Origin of the sequence: Pseudomonas sp. NFX1 (genome assembly GCF_051123555.1) — a bacterium.
GTDB classification, from domain to species: Bacteria; Pseudomonadota; Gammaproteobacteria; order Pseudomonadales; family Pseudomonadaceae; genus Aquipseudomonas; species Aquipseudomonas capeferrum.
In genome coordinates this window covers 3,575,802-3,593,281 of record NZ_CP169366.1, presented here as the reverse complement: position 1 = coordinate 3,593,281, position 17,480 = coordinate 3,575,802, and the positions used below count along the sequence as shown (strand labels likewise).

Genomic DNA, 17,480 nt, shown 5'->3' with positions numbered 1-17,480 from the left:
CAACCCAGGAGTGTCTGGTTTGATCGTCTTTCGTTATCTCTCCCGCGAGGTCCTGGTGACCTTGAGCGCCGTCAGCGCAGTGCTGCTGGTGATCATCATGAGCGGGCGCTTCATCAAGTACCTGGCCCAGGCCGCCCAAGGCGTGCTCGACCCGAGCGTGCTGTTCCTGATCATGGGCTTCCGCCTGCCGGGCTTCTTGCAGCTGATCCTGCCGTTGGGGCTGTTCCTCGGCATCCTTCTGGCGTATGGCCGCTTGTACCTCGAAAGCGAAATGACCGTGCTTTCGGCCACGGGCATGAGCCAGCAGCGCCTGCTTGGCATGACCATGGCGCCGGCTGCCCTGGTCGCTTTGCTGGTTGCCTGGCTGAGCCTGAGCCTGGCGCCGCTGGGCGTTTCCCAGGTGCAGCAGATCATCAGCCAGCAGGATGCCCTGACCGAGTTCGATACCCTGGTGCCGGGGCGCTTCCAGACCCTGCGCGATGGCTCGCGGGTGACCTACACCGAAGAGCTGTCGGATGATCGCGTCAACCTGGCCGGGGTGTTCATCTCCGAAAAGCGCTTCAACCAGGACAAGACCAAGGACCGGGCGCCGTCCGTGCTGGTTGCCGAAAAAGGCCACCAGGAAATCCAGGCCGACGGCAACCGCTACCTGATTCTCGAAAACGGCTACCGTTACGACGGCAACCCAGGCCAGGCCGATTACCGTGCGATCAAGTACGACACCTACGGGGTACTGCTGCCCAAGCCTGAAGTCAGCGAAGAAGTGACCGAGCGTGAGGCCATCCCCACTTCGCAGCTGATTGGCCAGAAGGGCCTGCGCGAACGTGCCGAGCTGCAATGGCGGCTGTCCTTGCCGATTCTGGTCTTCGTCGTGACCCTGCTGGCGGTGCCGCTGTCGCGGGTCAACCCGCGCCAGGGCCGCTTCCTCAAATTGCTGCCGGCGATTCTTCTGTACATGGCCTACCTGACAATGCTGATTTCCGTACGCGGCGCCCTCGAGAAGGGCAAACTGCCGATCGCCCTGGGCATGTGGTGGGTGCACGGGCTGTTCCTGCTGATCGGCCTTGGGCTGATGTACTGGGAGCCGCTGCGCCTGAAGCGCGCCGCACGTCGTGCGGAGGTGGCCCATGGGTAAGCTGGATCGTTACATCGGCCAAAGCGTGCTGATGGCCATTCTGGCCGTGCTGGGGATCATCCTCGGCCTGGCCTCGCTGTTTGCCTTCATCGATGAGATGAGCGACCTGAGCGACACCTACACGGTCATGGAAGCGGGCAACTTCGTGCTGCTGACCGCACCCCGGCGCTTGTATGAAATGCTGCCGATGGCGGCGCTGATCGGTTGCCTGATCGGCCTGGGCAGCCTGGCCAGCAGCAGCGAGCTGACCATCATGCGTGCGGCGGGGGTTTCCATCGGCCGCATCGTCTGGGCGGTGATGAAGCCGATGCTGGTGCTGATGCTGGTGGGTGTGCTGATTGGCGAGTACGTGGCGCCGGTTACCGAAAACAAGGCCCAGGCAGACCGTTCGCTGGCCCAGGGCGGTGGTGAAGCGCAGAGCTCCAAGCGTGGTATGTGGCACCGCCAGGGCGAGGAGTTCGTGCACATCAACGCCGTGCAGCCCAATGGCCTGTTGCTGGGCGTGACCCGCTACCGCTTCGACGACGAGCGCAAGATCGTCACCTCCAGCTTTGCCCGTCGGGCGCAGTACAACGACGACCACTGGCTGCTAAGCGATGTGCGCACCACGTATTTCCGTGGCGACCACACCGAAGTGGTGACGACGCCGCAAGAGCGCTGGGATGTTTCGGTCACGCCGCAACTGCTCAATACCGTGATCCTGGCCCCGGAGTCGCTGTCGATCACCGGGCTTTGGGATTACATCCACTACCTGTCGGACCAAGGCTTGAACAACGCTCGCTACTGGCTGGCGTTCTGGACCAAGGTGCTGCAGCCTGCGGTAACCGCAGCGCTGGTGTTGATGGCGATTTCCTTCATCTTCGGCCCACTGCGTTCTGTAACCTTGGGCCAGCGGGTGTTCACCGGCGTGCTGGTGGGCTTCGTGTTCCGCATCGCCCAGGACTTGCTTGGCCCTTCGAGCCAGGTGTTCGGCTTCCCGCCGCTGCTGGCGGTGGTGATACCGGCCGCGGTGTGTGCACTGGCAGGGGTGTGGTTACTACGCCGAGCAGGTTGATGACCTGAACGATGCACAAAAGCCGACCTCAGGGTCGGCTTTTTCATTTCTTCTGCTTGGGTACCCGCACCAGCTGGGTCTCGGAATAGATGTCATGCCAGCCGCGTTTGCGCTTGTCGATCAACGCCCAGAAAAACCCCAGACCCAGGCACAGCCAGGAAGCGATCGAGACCACGAAGCGCAACAGCGCCTGCCACAGGCTGATGGCACTGCCATCGGCGTTCTGCACGCGCACGCCCCATACCTGCATGCCCAGCGTCTGCCCGCCATGGGTCCAGAACTTGGCAAAGAAACCGAACAGCGCGAACAGCAGGATCGTCGACAACAGCGGGTCGCCATCCAGCGCACCGGCGTCGGTCAGCGCACGCATGCGGGCCTCACCGATGATCGCCATCTGGATCATCTTGTACGCGCCCGCCGTCACGATCAGCAGGGCAGTGCACAGCAGGAAGTCATAGAACATCGCCGCCAGCCGGCGGCCTAGCCCAGCAGGTGGAAAGTTACCCTGAGGCATGAGGGGGGGCTTGGACATTGCGCAGCAGCTCCGGATGGCAAAGGCTCATTCTAGGGAACTGCAGGCAAAAAAAAGCCCCTGCGCGTCAACGCAAGGGCTCTTTTTTATGGATTATCAGGCTTCTGGCTGGACTTCGTCAGCCTGCATGCCTTTTTGTCCTTGAACGGCTACGAAGGTAACCTTCTGGCCTTCTTTCAGGCTTTTGAAGCCGTTGCCCTGAATGGCACGGAAGTGCACGAACAGATCCGGACCGCTCTCTGGGGTGATGAAACCGTAACCTTTCTCGTCATTGAACCACTTGACGGTACCGTTCTGACGCTGTGCCATTTTCTTATTTCCTATGAATCTATTAATTTGATAACAGTGACTTTCATGACGTATTGGCATGAAAGCTTACTGGGCTGGGTTGCTGGAAAGTAAGAGACGTCGAACGGGTTGTAGCAGATCGCGGCTACTGGCCCAGGTCACGAACTGTTGCGACCCATGCAAACACAGTGCAGTGACTCTACGCCAACTCCCGAGAAAAAAACAAGCCCTTGCTCCTCTGGAAAAACGGGCTTTCGCCGATAGCCGAACAATTTGTCGGAGACGGCATGGCGCCTGGGCTGGCGCCATGTTCATTCGTTATTGAACAGGTTCGAAATCGAATATGACAAACCTGTTCAAACACTTCACGTCTTGCTTTCAGCCGCGGTAGTAACGTTGTGCCACGAAAGGCATTTTGCTGACTTTCAAGGCCACCTTCTTGCCGCGTACAAGTGCAAACAGTGGTGTGTCTAGTGCGGTATGTTCGCTGTCGATATAGCCCATTGCGACAGGGGCGCCCAGTGTTGGGCCAAAGCCACCGCTGCAAACTTCGCCCACTGGCTGGTCGGCTGCATCGACGATCGGTGCACCTTCACGTACCGGCGTGCGTTCCTGCGGCAGCAGGCCGACGCGCTTGCGTGCCACGCCCTGTTGCTGTTGCGCGAAGATCGCCTCGGCACCCGGGAAACCACCGGCGCGGGCACCGTCGGCGCGGCGCACTTTCGAGATGGCCCACAACAGGCTGGCTTCGATCGGCGTGGTCGTGCTGTTCATGTCGTGGCCGTACAGGCACAGGCCGGCTTCCAGGCGTAGCGAGTCACGCGCCCCCAGGCCTATCGGTTGCACCTCTGGCTCGGCCAGCAGGCGTCGGGCCAGCGCCTCGGCGGCATGGGCCGGCACCGAGATCTCGTAACCGTCCTCACCGGTATAGCCCGAGCGGCTGACGTAGCAGGCTTCACCCAGCAAGGTCACCGGGCGGAACTGCATGAAGGTCATGCCGGCCACTTCCGGGGCCAGGCGCTCCAGCACCTTGACCGCAGCCGGCCCTTGCAGGGCCAGCAGGGCGCGGGCCTCGAACAGCGGCTCAATCTCGCAGCGGCTGCCGATGTGTTTTTGCAGGTGGGCCAGGTCCTGGTCCTTGCAGGCGGCGTTGACCACCAGGAACAGCACGTCGTCACCGAGGTTGGCGACCATCAGGTCGTCGAGGATGCCGCCTTGCTCGTTGGTGAACATGGCATAGCGCTGCGTGCCCACTGGCAGGTCGACGATATCCACCGGCACCAGGCTTTCCAGTGCCTGGGCCGCCTCGCTGCCGCGCAGGATGATCTGGCCCATGTGCGAGACGTCGAACAGGCCAGCCTGCTCACGCGTGTGCAGGTGCTCTTTGAGCACGCCCAGCGGGTACTGCACCGGCATGTCATAGCCGGCAAATGGCACCATGCGCGCACCCAGCTCCAGGTGCAGGGCGTGCAGCGGGGTCTTGAGCAGTGTTTCGGACATCGGTGACTCCTTGGTGTTGTTATCGGGTCAACATTCGATGATGTTGACGGCCAGACCGCCGCGGGCGGTCTCCTTGTATTTGCTTTTCATGTCGGCGCCGGTCTGGCGCATGGTGCGGATGACCTTGTCGAGCGACACGAAGTGCTGCCCGTCGCCGCGCAAGGCCATGCGCACGGCGTTGATCGCCTTCACCGAGCCCATGGCGTTGCGCTCGATGCAGGGCACCTGGACCAGCCCGCCGATTGGGTCGCAGGTCAGGCCCAGGTTGTGTTCCATGCCGATCTCGGCGGCGTTCTCCACCTGTTGCACGGTACCGCCCATGACTTCGCACAGGGCCCCGGCAGCCATCGAGCAGGCCACGCCGACCTCGCCCTGGCAGCCGACTTCGGCACCCGAGATGGAGGCGTTTTCCTTATAGAGGATGCCGATTGCCGCCGCCGTGAGCAGAAAACGCACCACGCCGTCTTCGCTGGCGCCTGGGACAAAGCGCATGTAGTAGTGCAGTACCGCCGGGACGATGCCCGCCGCACCGTTGGTCGGCGCGGTGACCACGCGCCCGCCGTAGGCATTTTCCTCGTTGACCGCAAGGGCATAGAGGTTCACCCAGTCCAGCACCGAGAGTGCATCACGCAGGCTGGCTTCCGGGTGCTGGCTGAGCTGGCGGTACAGCGCCGGGGCCCGGCGCTTGACCTTGAGCCCGCCCGGCAGAATGCCCTCATGCCGGTAACCGGCCTCGACGCAATCCTGCATCACTTGCCAGATCCGCAGCAGACCGGCGCGGGTTTCGGCCTCGGGGCGCCAGGCCGCCTCATTGGCCAGCATCACCTGGCTCACCGACAGATGGTGTGCAGTGCAGTGCCCGAGCAATTGCTTGGCGGTTGTGAACGGATAGGTGAGTACCGTGCTGTCCTCGACGATGCGGTCGTGCCCGGCGGCCTCTTCGTCGACCACGAAACCGCCGCCCACCGAGTAGTACTCGCGGCTGCGAATTTGCAAACCGGCACTGTCCAAGGCGCGGAAGATCATGCCGTTGGGGTGATAGGCCAGTGGCTTGCGGATCATCGCCAGGTGCTGTTTTTCGATGAAGTCGATTTCGTGATCGCCGAGCAGGCGCAGGCGGCCGCTGTCACGGATCGCCTGCAGGCGGGCGGGGATGGATTCGGTGTCGACGGTATCGGGGTGCTCGCCTTCCAGGCCAAGCAATACTGCCTTGTCGCTGCCGTGGCCCTTGCCGGTGGCGCCGAGTGAGCCATACAGCTCGGCCTTGACGCTGACCGTGTCGGCCAGCAGGCCGTCGCGGCGCAGGCCTTCGGCGAAGCGTGCAGCGGCGCGCATGGGGCCGACCGTGTGGGAGCTGGAGGGGCCGATGCCGATCTTGAACAGGTCGAAGACGCTCAGTGACATGGTGTGCCTCCTTTTGAACTTTTTGGGGCCGCGCGGCAGCCCCAACGTTCTACAGACCGCCTCAGGCGTCCTGATAGCTCTCGATCGACGGGCAGGCGCAGACCAGGTTACGGTCGCCGAACACGTTGTCGACCCGGCCGACCGGTGGCCAGTACTTGCTTTGCACCAGGCTCGGCAGCGGGTACACAGCCTGCTCGCGGCTGTAGCCATGGGCCCAATCGCCAACCAGTTCCGCTGCGGTGTGCGGGGCGTTTTTCAGCGGGTTGTCGTCCTTGTCCAGGCTGCCGTTTTCCACGGCACGAATTTCTTCGCGGATCTGGATCATCGCGTCGCAGAAGCGGTCCAGCTCTTCCTTGGCCTCGCTTTCGGTCGGCTCGATCATCAGCGTGCCGGCCACCGGGAAGGACATGGTCGGGGCGTGGAAGCCAAAGTCGATCAGGCGCTTGGCCACGTCGTCGACGCTGATGCCGCTGGTGTCCTTGAGCGGGCGCAGGTCGAGGATGCACTCGTGGGCGACCAGGCCATTGCCACCGGTGTACAGAACAGGATAGTGCTCTTCCAGGCGGCGGGCGATGTAATTGGCGTTGAGAATCGCCATTTGCGAGGCGCGCTTGAGGCCGGCACCGCCCATCATGCGGATGTACATCCAGGTGATCGGCAGGATGCTGGCGCTGCCGAACGGCGCGGCGCACACCGCGCCCTGCGGGTTCTCCAGCTGCGCATGGCCCGGCAGGAACGGCGCCAGGTGCGACTTGACGCCGATCGGGCCGACGCCCGGGCCGCCACCGCCGTGGGGGATGCAGAAGGTCTTGTGCAGGTTCAGGTGCGAAACGTCGCCGCCGAACTTGCCCGGGGCGCACAGGCCGACCATGGCGTTCATGTTGGCGCCGTCGATATAAACCTGGCCGCCGTTGTCGTGGATGATCGCGCAGATTTCGCCAATCGCTTCCTCGAACACGCCGTGGGTCGACGGGTAGGTGATCATGATGGCGGCCAGGCGCTCGCGGTGTTCGATGGCCTTGGCCCGCAGGTCCTCGACATCGACGTTGCCACGGGCATCACAGGCGGTGACCACCACACGCATGCCCGCCATGTTGGCGGTCGCCGGGTTGGTGCCGTGGGCCGAGGACGGGATCAGGCAGATGTCGCGATGGGCCTCGCCGCGGCTGCGGTGGTAGGCGCGGATGGCCAGCAGGCCTGCGTACTCGCCCTGGGAGCCGGCGTTGGGTTGCAGCGACACCGCGTCGTAGCCGGTAGCGGCGCACAGCATGGCTTCCAGCTCGGTGGTCATCTGCAGGTAACCCTGGCTCTGTTCGGCCGGGGCGAAAGGGTGCAGGTTGCCGAATTCGGCCCAGGTGACCGGGATCATTTCACTGGCAGCGTTGAGCTTCATGGTGCACGAACCCAGCGGGATCATGCTGCGGTCCAGCGCCAGGTCCTTGTCGGCCAGGCGGCGCAGGTAACGCATCAGCTCGGTTTCGCTGTGGTAGCGGTTGAACACCGGGTGTTCGAGGATCGCCGACTGGCGCAGCAGGCCGGCAGGCAGCAACGAGCCGGTGCTGGCGGCGAGGGTGGCGAAGTCGGGTTGCGGCTGGTCGCCGGCCAGCAGTTGCCACAGCGCTTCAACGTCCGCCTGGGCGGTGGTTTCGTCGAGCGACAGGCCGACATGGCCCGCATCGACCTGGCGCAGGTTGATGCGCTGGGTGCGGGCTTTTGCGTGCAGGCTGGCGGTGGCTTCGCCGGTTGCCAGGGTCAGGGTATCGAACGCGCTCTGGCCGACCACCTGGATGCCCATGGCCTTGAGGCCGGCGGCGAGGATGGCGGTCAGTGCGTGGGTGCGTTGGGCGATGCGCTTGAGGCCCTCCGGGCCGTGGTACACGGCGAACATGCTGGCGATGTTGGCCAGCAGCACCTGGGCGGTGCAGATGTTGCTGGTGGCCTTTTCGCGGCGGATGTGCTGCTCGCGGGTTTGCATGGCCAGGCGCAGGGCGGTCTTGCCGAAGCGGTCGATCGACACGCCTACCAGGCGGCCCGGCATGTCGCGCTTGAAGGCATCACGGGTGGCGAAGTAGGCCGCGTGCGGGCCACCGAAGCCCAGTGGCACGCCGAAGCGCTGGGCGCTGCCGATGGCCACGTCGGCCTCGAACTCGCCCGGCGGGGTCAGCAGGGTCAGGGCCAGCAGGTCGGCCGCCACGGCCACCAGGGCGTTGGCCGCGTGCAGGCGCTGGACCAGTTCGCGGTAGTCGAACACTTCACCGTTGCTGGCCGGGTACTGCAGCAGTGCGCCGAAGAAGGCGCTTACATCGGTCAGTTCGCGTTCGTCGCCGACCACCACGTCGATGCCCAGCGGCTCGGCACGGGTGCGCAGCACGTCGAGGGTCTGCGGGTGGCAGTGTACCGACGCAAAGAACGCATGGCTGCCCTTGTTCTTCGACAGGCGTTTGCAGAAGGTCATGGCCTCGGCAGCGGCGGTGGCTTCGTCGAGCAGGGAGGCGTTGGCGATCGGCAGGCCGGTCAGGTCGCTGATCAAGGTCTGGAAGTTTAGCAGCGCTTCCAGGCGGCCTTGGGAAATCTCGGGCTGGTAAGGGGTGTAGGCGGTGTACCAGGCGGGGTTTTCCAGCAGGTTGCGCAGGATCGGTGCCGGGGTGTGGGTGTTGTAGTAACCCTGGCCGATGTAGCTCTTGAACAGCTGGTTGGTGCCGGCGATGGCTTTCAGCGCCGCGAGGGCGTCGGCTTCGCTCTGGCCATCTTCTGCGCCGAGCACGCTGGTGCCCTTGATGCTGTCGGGGATGACCGCAGCGGTCATTGCGTCCAGCGACTCGAAGCCCAGGGTGGCGAGCATGGCCTGTTCGTCAGCGGCGCGTGGGCCGATGTGGCGGGCGATGAATTCGTTGGCGGTGCCGAGGTTGATGGTCATGGTGTAGTTCCTCAGGCGTCGTCGTTGGCTTTGATCAGGCGGTCGTAGGCGTCCTGGTCGAGCAGGGCGGTCACTTCGCTCATGTCGGCCGGGATGAAGCGGAAGAACCAGCCTTCGCCCATCGGGTCTTCGTTGACCAGCTCAGGGCTGTCATTGAGCCCTTCGTTGACGGCGACCACTTCACCGGTCAGTGGCATGTACACGCCGCTGGCGGCCTTGACCGATTCGACGGTGGAGGCTTCGGCTGCTTTTTCGTACTGCTGCAGCTCTGGCAGTTGCACGAAGACCACATCGCCGAGGGCGTTCTGGGCGAAGGCGGTGATGCCCACGGTGACGCTGCCGTCGGCTTCGACGCGCAGCCATTCGTGATCTTCGGTGAAACGCAACTCGCTCATGGGAAATCCTCGAAAGCAGGGCGGTAGGCGTGGTTAGCCACGCACTTGTTGGATTTCCTGTAGCAAAAATGTGGCCAATAAAATAAAAAGCTTATAAATCAATGGCTTGATAAATAGTCGAAGGCGTGTTGAAAATAGGGATGGAATGAAATCGATACAGAACACCCACGGCCCAAATCGCTAGTCGCGGCAAACCCTTACAGATACACATCGGAGTTGGGGTGTATTGATTTCAATACGATGTATCGAAATCAATACATTCACATCATCCAAGCCTGTCGGGCTACACCTGGCTCAGGCTGGCGACGCTTGACGCTGTTGCAGGCGCACCGTCAGCATCCCCGACAGCGAGATCAGCCAGAGCACCAGGAACACGCCCGCGATCGCCAGGTTCGACGCCAAGGGCAGCGCACTGACGATGCCCGAAGCCAGCGACCCGAATACCAGCATCAGGCAGCCTTGCAGGCTGGCCGCCACCCCTGCGCGGTCGGGGAAGAGGGACATGGAGCGGGCCATGGCGTTGGAGAAGATAAAGCCCTGGCCGAACGCGACAAGCATGATGCCACCCAGGATGCTGACCAGGTTCAACCCAGCAGGCATGGCGGCGATGCTCAACACGCCGAGCAGGAACAGCAGCATGCCCGTCCACATCAACGTGGCCGCCTGGACCCTGCGGATCAACGCACGATTGACCAGCGTCCCGACCAGATAGCAACTGCCCACCGCCAGTGCCGTGGTGCCGAAGTATTGTGCGTCGTGGCCCAGCCGCTCCTGGACGATATGCGGGCCAATCACGTTCCACAGCAAAAACGCCGAGAAACTTGCGCCCAGTACGATTACCGACGAGCGAAAGCGCCCGTCAGCCAGGATGCACCGGTAGCCAACCAGGGTTTGCATGGCACTGCGACGGGCAGTGGCGGGCAGCGATTCCTTGAGCCCGGCCAAGACGAACGCCATCACGATCACGGCATAGACCGCATACAGGACGAAATTGTAGCGCCAGCCCAGGTAGACCTCGATCATGCCGCCCACATACGGTGCGATGACGGGCCCGAGGCCGAACGCCAGGCTCAGATAGATAATGGCCACATAGAAACGCGGGCCCTTGACGATATCGACCAGCAAGGCACGGGCAACCACTTGGCATGCACCAATCGCAAAACCTTGCAGTGCGCGGGCGACCAACAGCATTTCGATGGAGGTCGAGAAGGTGGCCAGCAGGCTGCCGCTGAGGAACAGCGCCAGGCCCAGGATAACCGCCGGCCGGCGCCCGCGCGCATCGGTCATGATGCCGAAAAATAGCTGGCCGATGGCATAGAACAGCAAGGTGATGGTGATGGTGTTCTGCATGAGCGACGGGCTGGCGCCCAGCTCATGTCCGATTGACGGCATGCTGGGCGCATACAGGTCGATGGCGATCCCCCCGACGCTATTGATCAGGGGAGCAAGGAACACGATGAAATTCTCGTAACGCTTGCTTGTGTTCATGGTTACCTCCAGTGCTCCGGGCACGGCCATGCCCGGAGCCAGATGTGGTCAGGCGGATGCCTGGCAGGTGAAATGCGGCTGGCTCAGGGCCAGGGCGGGGGCATTGCCCCAGGTACTCGGCGCAGACAGGCGCGAAGCCACCACCCGTGGTCCGTGGTCGTAGTAGTTGCCCCAGTTGACGCCAGGGTCCCTGAGCTTGTTGCGGTCGGCACCGCCCAGGTCCTCGAGGGTGTCTACGAGGGGGATCAGCAATTGCCGCACCTGTTCGGTGGCGGTCAGTACCACCAAGCCGAAATTTCGCAGGGCCAGTGTCTTGATCACGTTGTTGAGCAGGTACTTCCCGGCCCCACTGCCGCTATGAAACGAGGCGAACGCGCCAACTTCGGCAATGCGTGCCCGATCGATGTGGTAGCGCTCATCCAGGCTCTGATCCAGGTAGTACTCGCTGAACAGCTTGCCGGAATCGCCGTAGCTGATCCCCGCACAGGCATAGCCTGGTGCCCCACCGTTGGCGCCGGTCAGGCAGACGAACAGATCGGGCTGTGGCTCTGGCGTCGCGCCATAGTGCTTGAGGTAGTGGGCACGTACCGCTTCCTGCAGGCATCGGTAGCCAGGTCGGCCTTTGTAGAAATTACGCACGATGTACATGGTGGCTTCCTCAGGCGTACATCTGGTCGATGAACCGGGCTTCGATCTCGGCCCTGCGTGGCCGCCCCGTGACCGTGTAGAACTGATCACGGAAGGTGGCGATGTCAGCGATGACGCGAATCTGCCTGACCCTGGCAAAGTCGGCGAGCCGGTGCTCCAGGCGCGCCATTTCCTGGCGGACCGAGTCTGCGCAGGCGCTGCTCAAGACGATGGCGCAGGGCTCGTCCTTGCCTTCACCCATGACGATCATGTCGTCTACCAGGGCGCTCTCCTTGTAGACGTTCTCGACCCACTCGGGCGAGATGTTGCGTGCGGTAGACAGGATGATCACGTGCTTCTTGCGGCCGGTGATGTACAGATAGCCGTCGCGAAATTCGGCGATATCGCCGGTATGCAGATAACCGTCGGACAGGTCGCAGGCTGTATCGTCGGCGTTGTAGTAACCGGCACAGAGGGTCGGCGTGCGGACCAGCAATTCACCGTCGACCAGCTTGGGTTCGATACCATCGAGCAAGGTGCCTGCCGACCCGATACGCCGTTGCGCCGGTGAGTTGAGCGAAATGATCGAAGAGTTCTCGCTCAGGCCATAGGCTTCGAACACCTGTACGCCGTGCGCCTCCAGGGCTTCCAGGACCGTCACCGGAATTTTCGCGCCGCCGGTGATGATGTGCGGGCGTTGTGGCCCGAACAGTTCCTCGACCGAGCAGTGCTCGAGCAGCAGGTTGGCCTCTTCCAGCAGCTTGGGCGGCAGGTACAGGAAGTTCGGCTGGTTGGGCGCAATCAGCTGCAGGTACTGCCGTGCGTTACCGCTGGCTGCGCCGTATTCGGTCATGCCTTTGGGCATGAGGGTCAACGTGCCGCCCGAAAGAATCGGGATGAACACCCCCAGCACCTGCTCGATCAGCAGACTCATGGGGACGATCGAGAAGTAGTGCAGCGGCTGTTGTGGCAGACGCTTCATCACGTTATCGACCAGCAGCCCGACTGCCTCGTCGCGGATCATCACCCCTTTGGGTTTGGAGGTGGTGCCCGACGTGTGGATGATCGAAACAATCCCGTCCGGGATGAGCTCGTCCTCCTGGCGCCACTCGTCACCGATGGTGTCGTGCATGAGTTGCGCGGGGATGAAGCACGCCTTGTCCGGCAGAATAGCGTGCAGGCGGCCGGCGGTTTGCTCATCGCTGACGAACACTGCCGCCGCCTTGCCCAGCAGGCTGCCGATCTGGTCGTCGGAAAATTCGATGGGCACCGGTAGCAACACACCGCCCACTTTTTGAATCGCCAACAAGGTGTACACCCACTCGTAGCAAGAGCGCATGGCGATGCCAAACACTTTGCGTTCGCAGCGGCCAACCCGCCCCTCCAGTGCACTGGCCAGTCGCATCACGTCACGGCGCAATTCGTGCAAAGTGTAGGCGCGACCGTTCATTTCCTTGATCACTACGCGGTCTGGTGTGGCGGCCAGGTAGTCCTGCATTTTTTGGCTGATCATTGGCCGATACCTCCAATGCGATAGCTTTGCGCGCCGAATATGCGCCGAGAAGGGTCATCCAGGCGCCGGCGCCCGTGCATCACGCGCGTGTTGTCGATCACCACCAGGTCGCCCTTCTGCCAGAAGTGGCTATACGTATTGCGGGCGGTCACTTCTTTGATCTCGTCCCATATATCCAGGGCGATATCCTCGCCATCGGCCCAGGTGATAAGCGGCGGTTCATAGTTGACGCTGGGGCCGAGCATTGAATTGCAAAACGCTTGCTTGCCGCTGAAGCAACTGGTTTCAACCGCCGAGATAATCAGTTCGGACGCAATCAGGTTCTGATCGATGCGGCGATAGGTTTGGCCACTGACCTGTTGATTGACCTGGTGCAAGTGCTCGTCGGTAATGTCATCGATGGGCAGTTGCAGTTCAATGCTCAGAAAACGTTTTACATTGTTCCAGGGTATGCGCCGGCTGTAACGAATTTCACGGTTCTCAAAACACTTTCGGGTTTTCGCAGACAAGTCGAACAGTACCCGTTGGCCGTCGCACAGGGTCGTTTCAGAGCCCACTGCTGCAGGCTCCAGGCAGTAGAACCACTGCAGGTCGGGGTTGAATGGCAAGTTACCGTTCTCACGGTGCAGCCCCATTTCATTCACACCGGCCTCGATTTCTGCCGTGTTGGACGTAGCGGCTTTGCGGGCAGGGTCGAATGTCACGCGAGCGGAGTGCGCGCTGACGAACTCGTTGAAGTCCGGCAGTGTATCGGCAAAGTCGCGGTAGATAATGGCGCCACTGTGGGCGAGGTCTTCATAGAGTGTCGCACTGTTAATCGAATCGCCTACCCGCAGGGTGCGGTCGACGGCATAGATACATTCGAAACCGTAGCACGGTGTCGGTTGTCGATAGAACGGAAACACCGTGGATTGTACGTGCGCCAGCATGACTTATTCCTCCTTGAACTGTGGGTCAGGTAGATCATCGCTACCCGATAACCTCACAGTAAGTGAAAAGAACAAGCTGCTGGTTTTAAGAAATTTAAACGCCTTGGGAAAATTTAATAAAGCGGGGTCATCGTTCCGTCAACAGCGTTTGCGCCACCGCTTCGACCAGTGCGCGCAGGCTGGAAATATCCTTGCTGTCGCTGCGATCGCGCGACCAGATCATGTCGAGGGTGAAACTGGGGAAGCCCAGCGGCGGTGTGCAGACCTTCAGCCCAGGTGCGATGCGCAGGTGCGGCAACAGGCGTGCGGGCAGTGCCACCGTGGCTGGCACGGCGGCCACAATATTCACGCAGGCCTGATAACCATTGGCGCGCACCAGCACGTTGCGTGATCGGCCAACCTTGTCCAGCCAGCTGTCGACCATGTTCTTTTCCGATATCCACGGTGTCGGGAACACATGGGGCGAAGCACAGAACTCGTCCAGGCTCATGGCCTCTTCACTGGCCAGCATGCCTTGGCTGGTCACGCACACGAAATCATCACTGAGCACCGGTTGCCATTGCAGCTCGGGGTGCATCTGGTGATAGCCCGGGCCGAAGCCGATGGCAATGTCGATGTCGCCTGAAATCAGCCGGTCCACCGGCAGGTCACGGCTTAAGCGATCGAGGTGCAGCGAGGTATTGCCGTGTGTACGTGACAGTACCGCCAGCGCCTGCGGCAAGAAGGAAAGTTCGAAATACTCGGGCGCGCAGATGCGCCAGATCTTGCGCTGTGCTTGTGGCGAGGCGCTGCTGTCGTCCTCGGCGCAGCGGTTGACGGATTCGACCACCACGCGAAGGTACGGCGCAATCTTTTCCGCTTTGGTGGTGGGTTTCAGCACCCCTTGCGAAGACGAGAACAAGGTGTCGTCGAAGCACCCGCGCAGGCGCTTCAGGCAATAACTGACGGTGGGCTGGCTGATATTCATCAATTCGGCAGTCCGCTTGGCGCTGCGCAGTTCGAGCAGGTTGATGAATACCACGATGTCCTGCAGATCCAATTGCTTCAGGTAATTGCTGTGAAGCATGAAAATTCCTCCTGAATTTTCCAGTTCATTGCCTGGGCGCACCCTCACCTGGCAGATGAGCGAGCATTTGCTTCAACAGCTGTGCGAATAGTTCACGCTGCTCGGCGCTCAGGGGGGCCAGTACCAGCTCCTGGATCTCAGTATGGGTAAGGACTGCCTTATCAATCAATGCCTTGCCCTGTGCTGTGAGGGCCACCTGGGAGCTGCGCTTGTCTTGATTGTCGGCAATGCGCTCGACCATCCCGGCGCTTTCCAGTCTCGTCAAGCGGTTGGTCATCGCGCCGGACGTTATCAGCAACGAGCGATACAGCTCGGTTGGCGTCAGGCGGTAGGGTGCCCCTGCACGGCGCAAGGTTGCCAGGACGTCGAATTCGCCCTCCTTGAAGCCATACTGCGCCAGGGCTTCTGCACGCATGCGCTCCAGGTGCTTGCTGATACGCGCCATTCGGCCAAAGATTTCCATGGAGGAAACATCCACGGAAGGCATCGCCTGCGCCCACTGCGCGACGACGAAATCGACATGATCGTTCATTGCTGCACTCATCGTTGAACCTGGAAATCTTTAACCAACGCACCTTCTGAACCCCCGCGCCTTTTAACAATCTTAACGTTAAGCTATCTTGGCGCGGTGAAGCTCAAGGATCAGGAGGCAGCATGGCTTTTTTCATACATGGACAGCATCGTCACTATTATCATGACACCGGCTCCGGCAGCCCTGTGCTCCTGCTGCATGGCTTTGCCAACAGCGGCAGGGCGTGGATGCCGCAGCTCAGCGCGCTGCTTGGCCTCGGGCATCGTGTCATCGTACCCGACCTGCTAGGGCACGGGGCATCCAGTGATGCTCCCGAAGGCATCACCGCCCGTGCCCAAGCCTTGGAAATGCTGGCGCTGCTGGACCACCTCGGGCTCGACAGCGTCCAGCTGATCGGCTTGTCCCTGGGCGGCATGGTGGCCCTTGAGATGGCCTGTCATGCACCGCACGCAGTAGAGAAACTGATCGTTGCCGGCACGTTCGCCAGCATGAACACTGCACATCGCAAAGGGCTGCTCAGCGAGTGGGCGGCCGCCTTGGGCAAGCAGGATGGTTGCCTGAAACGCTTCAAGTCGAGCTGGCCCGCATTGGTCGGTGCGGACTTCGCCGCCTCGCCCCGTGGTCAGCGGCTTTACCAGGCGTGGCACGCCCAGGCCGCGCAGTTACGGGCGCACAACCAGATCCGCTGGTGCGAGGGCATGAAGCAATACGACCTGACTGGCGATTTGCAACGTATTCAGGCCGCTACACTGGTACTCGCCGCAGAATTTGACCCGATCAGCCCGAGTGCCGAAGCCGAAGCCATCTGCAACAACATCGGTCACGCTCGCCTGGCCACCCTCGCGGGCGAAGGGCACGTATTCAACGTACCGCTCGCACAGGCATTCAACCAGGCAACCGGTGCGTTCCTGCAGGAGCCCCTCCATCATGACTGATACCCCCAACAAAGCCTGCGTCGGGTTGCTGGCGATACTGATCGGCTTGAACCTGCGCCCAGTCATGGCTGCCATCGGCCCGCTGCTGCAATTGCTGCAGCACGACCTGGGGCTGAGCAACACCCAAGCCGGCCTGCTGACGACCTTGCCGGTGATGATGATGGGCGTGTTCGCGTTGTCCGGCCCCTGGCTGCTGCGTCTGGTCGGTGAGACCACGGGCGTGGCTGCAGGCATTGTGCTGATTGCGTTGAGCTGCGCTGCACGCGCCTACGTCAGCACTGCCGAAGCGCTCATCGCCACAGCGGCACTGGGTGGTATCGGCATTGCGATCATTCAGGCGCTGATGCCGGCGTTCCTCAAGGGCAGCCATCCGCAAAGTGCTGGCATGCTGATGGGATTGTTCACCACCGGTATCATGGCGGGTGCTGCGTTGGCCGCCGCCACGGCAGCACCTGGCGCGGGCCTGTTCGGCTGGCAACTGTCGTTGGGCTACGCTGCCGTCCCGGCATTGGTCGCCCTGATCGTCTGGCTGCTGCTAGCGCGTAGGACCCCTGGCAGACAGGTGTCGGCCACATTGCCCTACCGTAGCGCGCGGGCCTGGTTGCTGTTGCTGTTCTTCGGCATTGGCACAGGTGCCTACACCTTGGTGCTGGCCTGGTTGCCGCCGTTCTACATCGAGTTGGGGTGGACAGCAGCCGAGGCGGGTTACCTGCTGGGGGCATTGACCGTCACCGAAGTGCTCGCCGGCTTGCTCGTATCATCCTTGATCCAGCGCTTTGCGGATCGCAGATACCCCTTGGTGTGGGTCATTTTGCTGTTGATAGCAGGGTTGGCCTGCCTGATGGTCGCGCCGGTAGCGTTGGCGGCCGTGGCCACCGTGTGTCTGGGCCTGGGCATTGGGGCGCTTTTTCCACTCTCGTTGATCGTTGCCATGGACCACGCGGATTCACCGGCCAAGGCCGGCGCGCTGTTGGCGTTCGTGCAAGGTGGTGGGTATCTGATTGCCGCCAGCATGCCACTGCTCGCCGGTATCGTGCGTGACCAGCTCAGCTCATTGCACTGGGCTTGGGCGGTGATGATGATTGGCGCCTTCGTACTGCTGGGGTTGAGTACACTGTTGCGTCCGCCGTTGCGGCAAAAAGAAGCCATGGTTCGTCAGGCTTGA

General features: G+C 62.0%; 16 protein-coding genes. 4 read left to right on the top strand and 12 right to left on the bottom strand.

The annotated features are described in order from the left end of the window. The first annotated feature begins 19 nt into the window (after positions 1-19). The gene (lptF, locus tag DJ563_RS16135) at positions 20-1,135 is read left to right on the top strand and encodes an LPS export ABC transporter permease LptF (protein WP_274100645.1); all 1,116 of its coding nucleotides are present in this window, start codon (positions 20-22) and stop codon (positions 1,133-1,135) included. Continuing rightward, the gene (lptG, locus tag DJ563_RS16130; RefSeq protein ID WP_033701064.1) at positions 1,128-2,189 is read left to right on the top strand and encodes an LPS export ABC transporter permease LptG; all 1,062 of its coding nucleotides are present in this window, start codon (positions 1,128-1,130) and stop codon (positions 2,187-2,189) included. The genes lptF and lptG overlap by 8 nt, the downstream gene beginning before the upstream one ends. 43 nt (positions 2,190-2,232) lie before the next feature. On the opposite strand, the gene DJ563_RS16125 is transcribed toward lptG, so the two are convergent. The 12 genes from DJ563_RS16125 to DJ563_RS16070 form a co-directional block, all read right to left on the bottom strand. Next, positions 2,233-2,721 (bottom strand): RDD family protein, encoded by a 489-nt coding sequence (locus DJ563_RS16125; RefSeq protein ID WP_033701063.1) that lies wholly within the window; start codon positions 2,719-2,721, stop codon positions 2,233-2,235. A 96-nt stretch (positions 2,722-2,817) separates the two neighbouring features. Beyond that, positions 2,818-3,030 carry a cold-shock protein gene (locus tag DJ563_RS16120; protein ID WP_033701061.1) on the bottom strand — a complete coding sequence of 71 codons (213 nt, stop codon included), beginning with the start codon at positions 3,028-3,030 and terminating at the stop codon, positions 2,818-2,820. Positions 3,031-3,387: 357 nt separating this feature from the next. Next, positions 3,388-4,509, bottom strand: coding sequence for a glycine cleavage system aminomethyltransferase GcvT (gene gcvT, locus DJ563_RS16115; protein WP_434518025.1), 1,122 nt, complete (start codon positions 4,507-4,509; stop codon positions 3,388-3,390). Positions 4,510-4,536: 27 nt separating this feature from the next. After that, positions 4,537-5,913 carry an L-serine ammonia-lyase gene (locus DJ563_RS16110; protein ID WP_434518024.1) on the bottom strand — a complete coding sequence of 459 codons (1,377 nt, stop codon included), beginning with the start codon at positions 5,911-5,913 and terminating at the stop codon, positions 4,537-4,539. Between the two features lie 61 nt (positions 5,914-5,974). Then, complete coding sequence (gene gcvP, locus DJ563_RS16105; protein ID WP_434518023.1) at positions 5,975-8,830, bottom strand: aminomethyl-transferring glycine dehydrogenase; 2,856 nt, start codon at positions 8,828-8,830, stop codon at positions 5,975-5,977. 11 nt (positions 8,831-8,841) lie between these two features. Next, positions 8,842-9,225 (bottom strand): glycine cleavage system protein GcvH, encoded by a 384-nt coding sequence (gene gcvH, locus DJ563_RS16100; protein ID WP_434518022.1) that lies wholly within the window; start codon positions 9,223-9,225, stop codon positions 8,842-8,844. A 294-nt stretch (positions 9,226-9,519) separates the two neighbouring features. Continuing rightward, complete coding sequence (locus DJ563_RS16095; protein ID WP_274098129.1) at positions 9,520-10,713, bottom strand: multidrug effflux MFS transporter; 1,194 nt, start codon at positions 10,711-10,713, stop codon at positions 9,520-9,522. A gap of 48 nt (positions 10,714-10,761) precedes the next feature. Then, positions 10,762-11,361, bottom strand: a complete 600-nt coding sequence (locus DJ563_RS16090; protein ID WP_434518021.1) for a thermostable hemolysin — start codon at positions 11,359-11,361, stop codon at positions 10,762-10,764. Between the two features lie 10 nt (positions 11,362-11,371). After that, on the bottom strand, positions 11,372-12,853 hold the full coding sequence (locus DJ563_RS16085) for an AMP-binding protein (protein ID WP_274098127.1): 1,482 nt from the start codon (positions 12,851-12,853) through the stop codon (positions 11,372-11,374). Beyond that, the gene (locus DJ563_RS16080) at positions 12,850-13,782 is read right to left on the bottom strand and encodes a TauD/TfdA family dioxygenase (RefSeq protein WP_274098126.1); all 933 of its coding nucleotides are present in this window, start codon (positions 13,780-13,782) and stop codon (positions 12,850-12,852) included. Before DJ563_RS16080 ends, DJ563_RS16085 begins: the two co-directional genes overlap by 4 nt. 127 nt (positions 13,783-13,909) lie before the next feature. Then, positions 13,910-14,848, bottom strand: a complete 939-nt coding sequence (locus DJ563_RS16075) for a LysR family transcriptional regulator (RefSeq protein WP_033701053.1) — start codon at positions 14,846-14,848, stop codon at positions 13,910-13,912. Positions 14,849-14,873: 25 nt separating this feature from the next. Beyond that, positions 14,874-15,380 (bottom strand): MarR family winged helix-turn-helix transcriptional regulator, encoded by a 507-nt coding sequence (locus tag DJ563_RS16070; protein ID WP_033701052.1) that lies wholly within the window; start codon positions 15,378-15,380, stop codon positions 14,874-14,876. A 122-nt stretch (positions 15,381-15,502) separates the two neighbouring features. On the opposite strand from DJ563_RS16070, the gene DJ563_RS16065 reads away from it, so the two are divergent. Both DJ563_RS16065 and DJ563_RS16060 read left to right on the top strand, forming a co-directional pair. Next, the gene (locus DJ563_RS16065) at positions 15,503-16,315 is read left to right on the top strand and encodes an alpha/beta fold hydrolase (RefSeq protein ID WP_274098125.1); all 813 of its coding nucleotides are present in this window, start codon (positions 15,503-15,505) and stop codon (positions 16,313-16,315) included. Continuing rightward, the gene (locus tag DJ563_RS16060) at positions 16,308-17,480 is read left to right on the top strand and encodes an MFS transporter (RefSeq protein WP_274098124.1); all 1,173 of its coding nucleotides are present in this window, start codon (positions 16,308-16,310) and stop codon (positions 17,478-17,480) included. Before DJ563_RS16065 ends, DJ563_RS16060 begins: the two co-directional genes overlap by 8 nt.

Bases quoted from the DNA above. Each gene is read 5' to 3' on its own strand.
- lptG (WP_033701064.1), top strand. From the start codon at position 1,128: ATGGGTAAGCTGGATCGTTACATCGGCCAAAGCGTGCTGATGGCCATT.
- DJ563_RS16125 (WP_033701063.1), bottom strand. From the start codon at position 2,721: ATGTCCAAGCCCCCCCTCATGCCTCAGGGTAACTTTCCACCTGCTGGG.
- DJ563_RS16120 (WP_033701061.1), bottom strand. From the start codon at position 3,030: ATGGCACAGCGTCAGAACGGTACCGTCAAGTGGTTCAATGACGAGAAA.
- gcvT (WP_434518025.1), bottom strand. From the start codon at position 4,509: ATGTCCGAAACACTGCTCAAGACCCCGCTGCACGCCCTGCACCTGGAG.
- DJ563_RS16110 (WP_434518024.1), bottom strand. From the start codon at position 5,913: ATGTCACTGAGCGTCTTCGACCTGTTCAAGATCGGCATCGGCCCCTCC.
- gcvP (WP_434518023.1), bottom strand. From the start codon at position 8,830: ATGACCATCAACCTCGGCACCGCCAACGAATTCATCGCCCGCCACATC.
- gcvH (WP_434518022.1), bottom strand. From the start codon at position 9,225: ATGAGCGAGTTGCGTTTCACCGAAGATCACGAATGGCTGCGCGTCGAA.
- DJ563_RS16095 (WP_274098129.1), bottom strand. From the start codon at position 10,713: ATGAACACAAGCAAGCGTTACGAGAATTTCATCGTGTTCCTTGCTCCC.
- DJ563_RS16090 (WP_434518021.1), bottom strand. From the start codon at position 11,361: ATGTACATCGTGCGTAATTTCTACAAAGGCCGACCTGGCTACCGATGC.
- DJ563_RS16085 (WP_274098127.1), bottom strand. From the start codon at position 12,853: ATGATCAGCCAAAAAATGCAGGACTACCTGGCCGCCACACCAGACCGC.
- DJ563_RS16080 (WP_274098126.1), bottom strand. From the start codon at position 13,782: ATGCTGGCGCACGTACAATCCACGGTGTTTCCGTTCTATCGACAACCG.
- DJ563_RS16075 (WP_033701053.1), bottom strand. From the start codon at position 14,848: ATGCTTCACAGCAATTACCTGAAGCAATTGGATCTGCAGGACATCGTG.
- DJ563_RS16070 (WP_033701052.1), bottom strand. From the start codon at position 15,380: ATGAACGATCATGTCGATTTCGTCGTCGCGCAGTGGGCGCAGGCGATG.
- DJ563_RS16065 (WP_274098125.1), top strand. From the start codon at position 15,503: ATGGCTTTTTTCATACATGGACAGCATCGTCACTATTATCATGACACC.
- DJ563_RS16060 (WP_274098124.1), top strand. From the start codon at position 16,308: ATGACTGATACCCCCAACAAAGCCTGCGTCGGGTTGCTGGCGATACTG.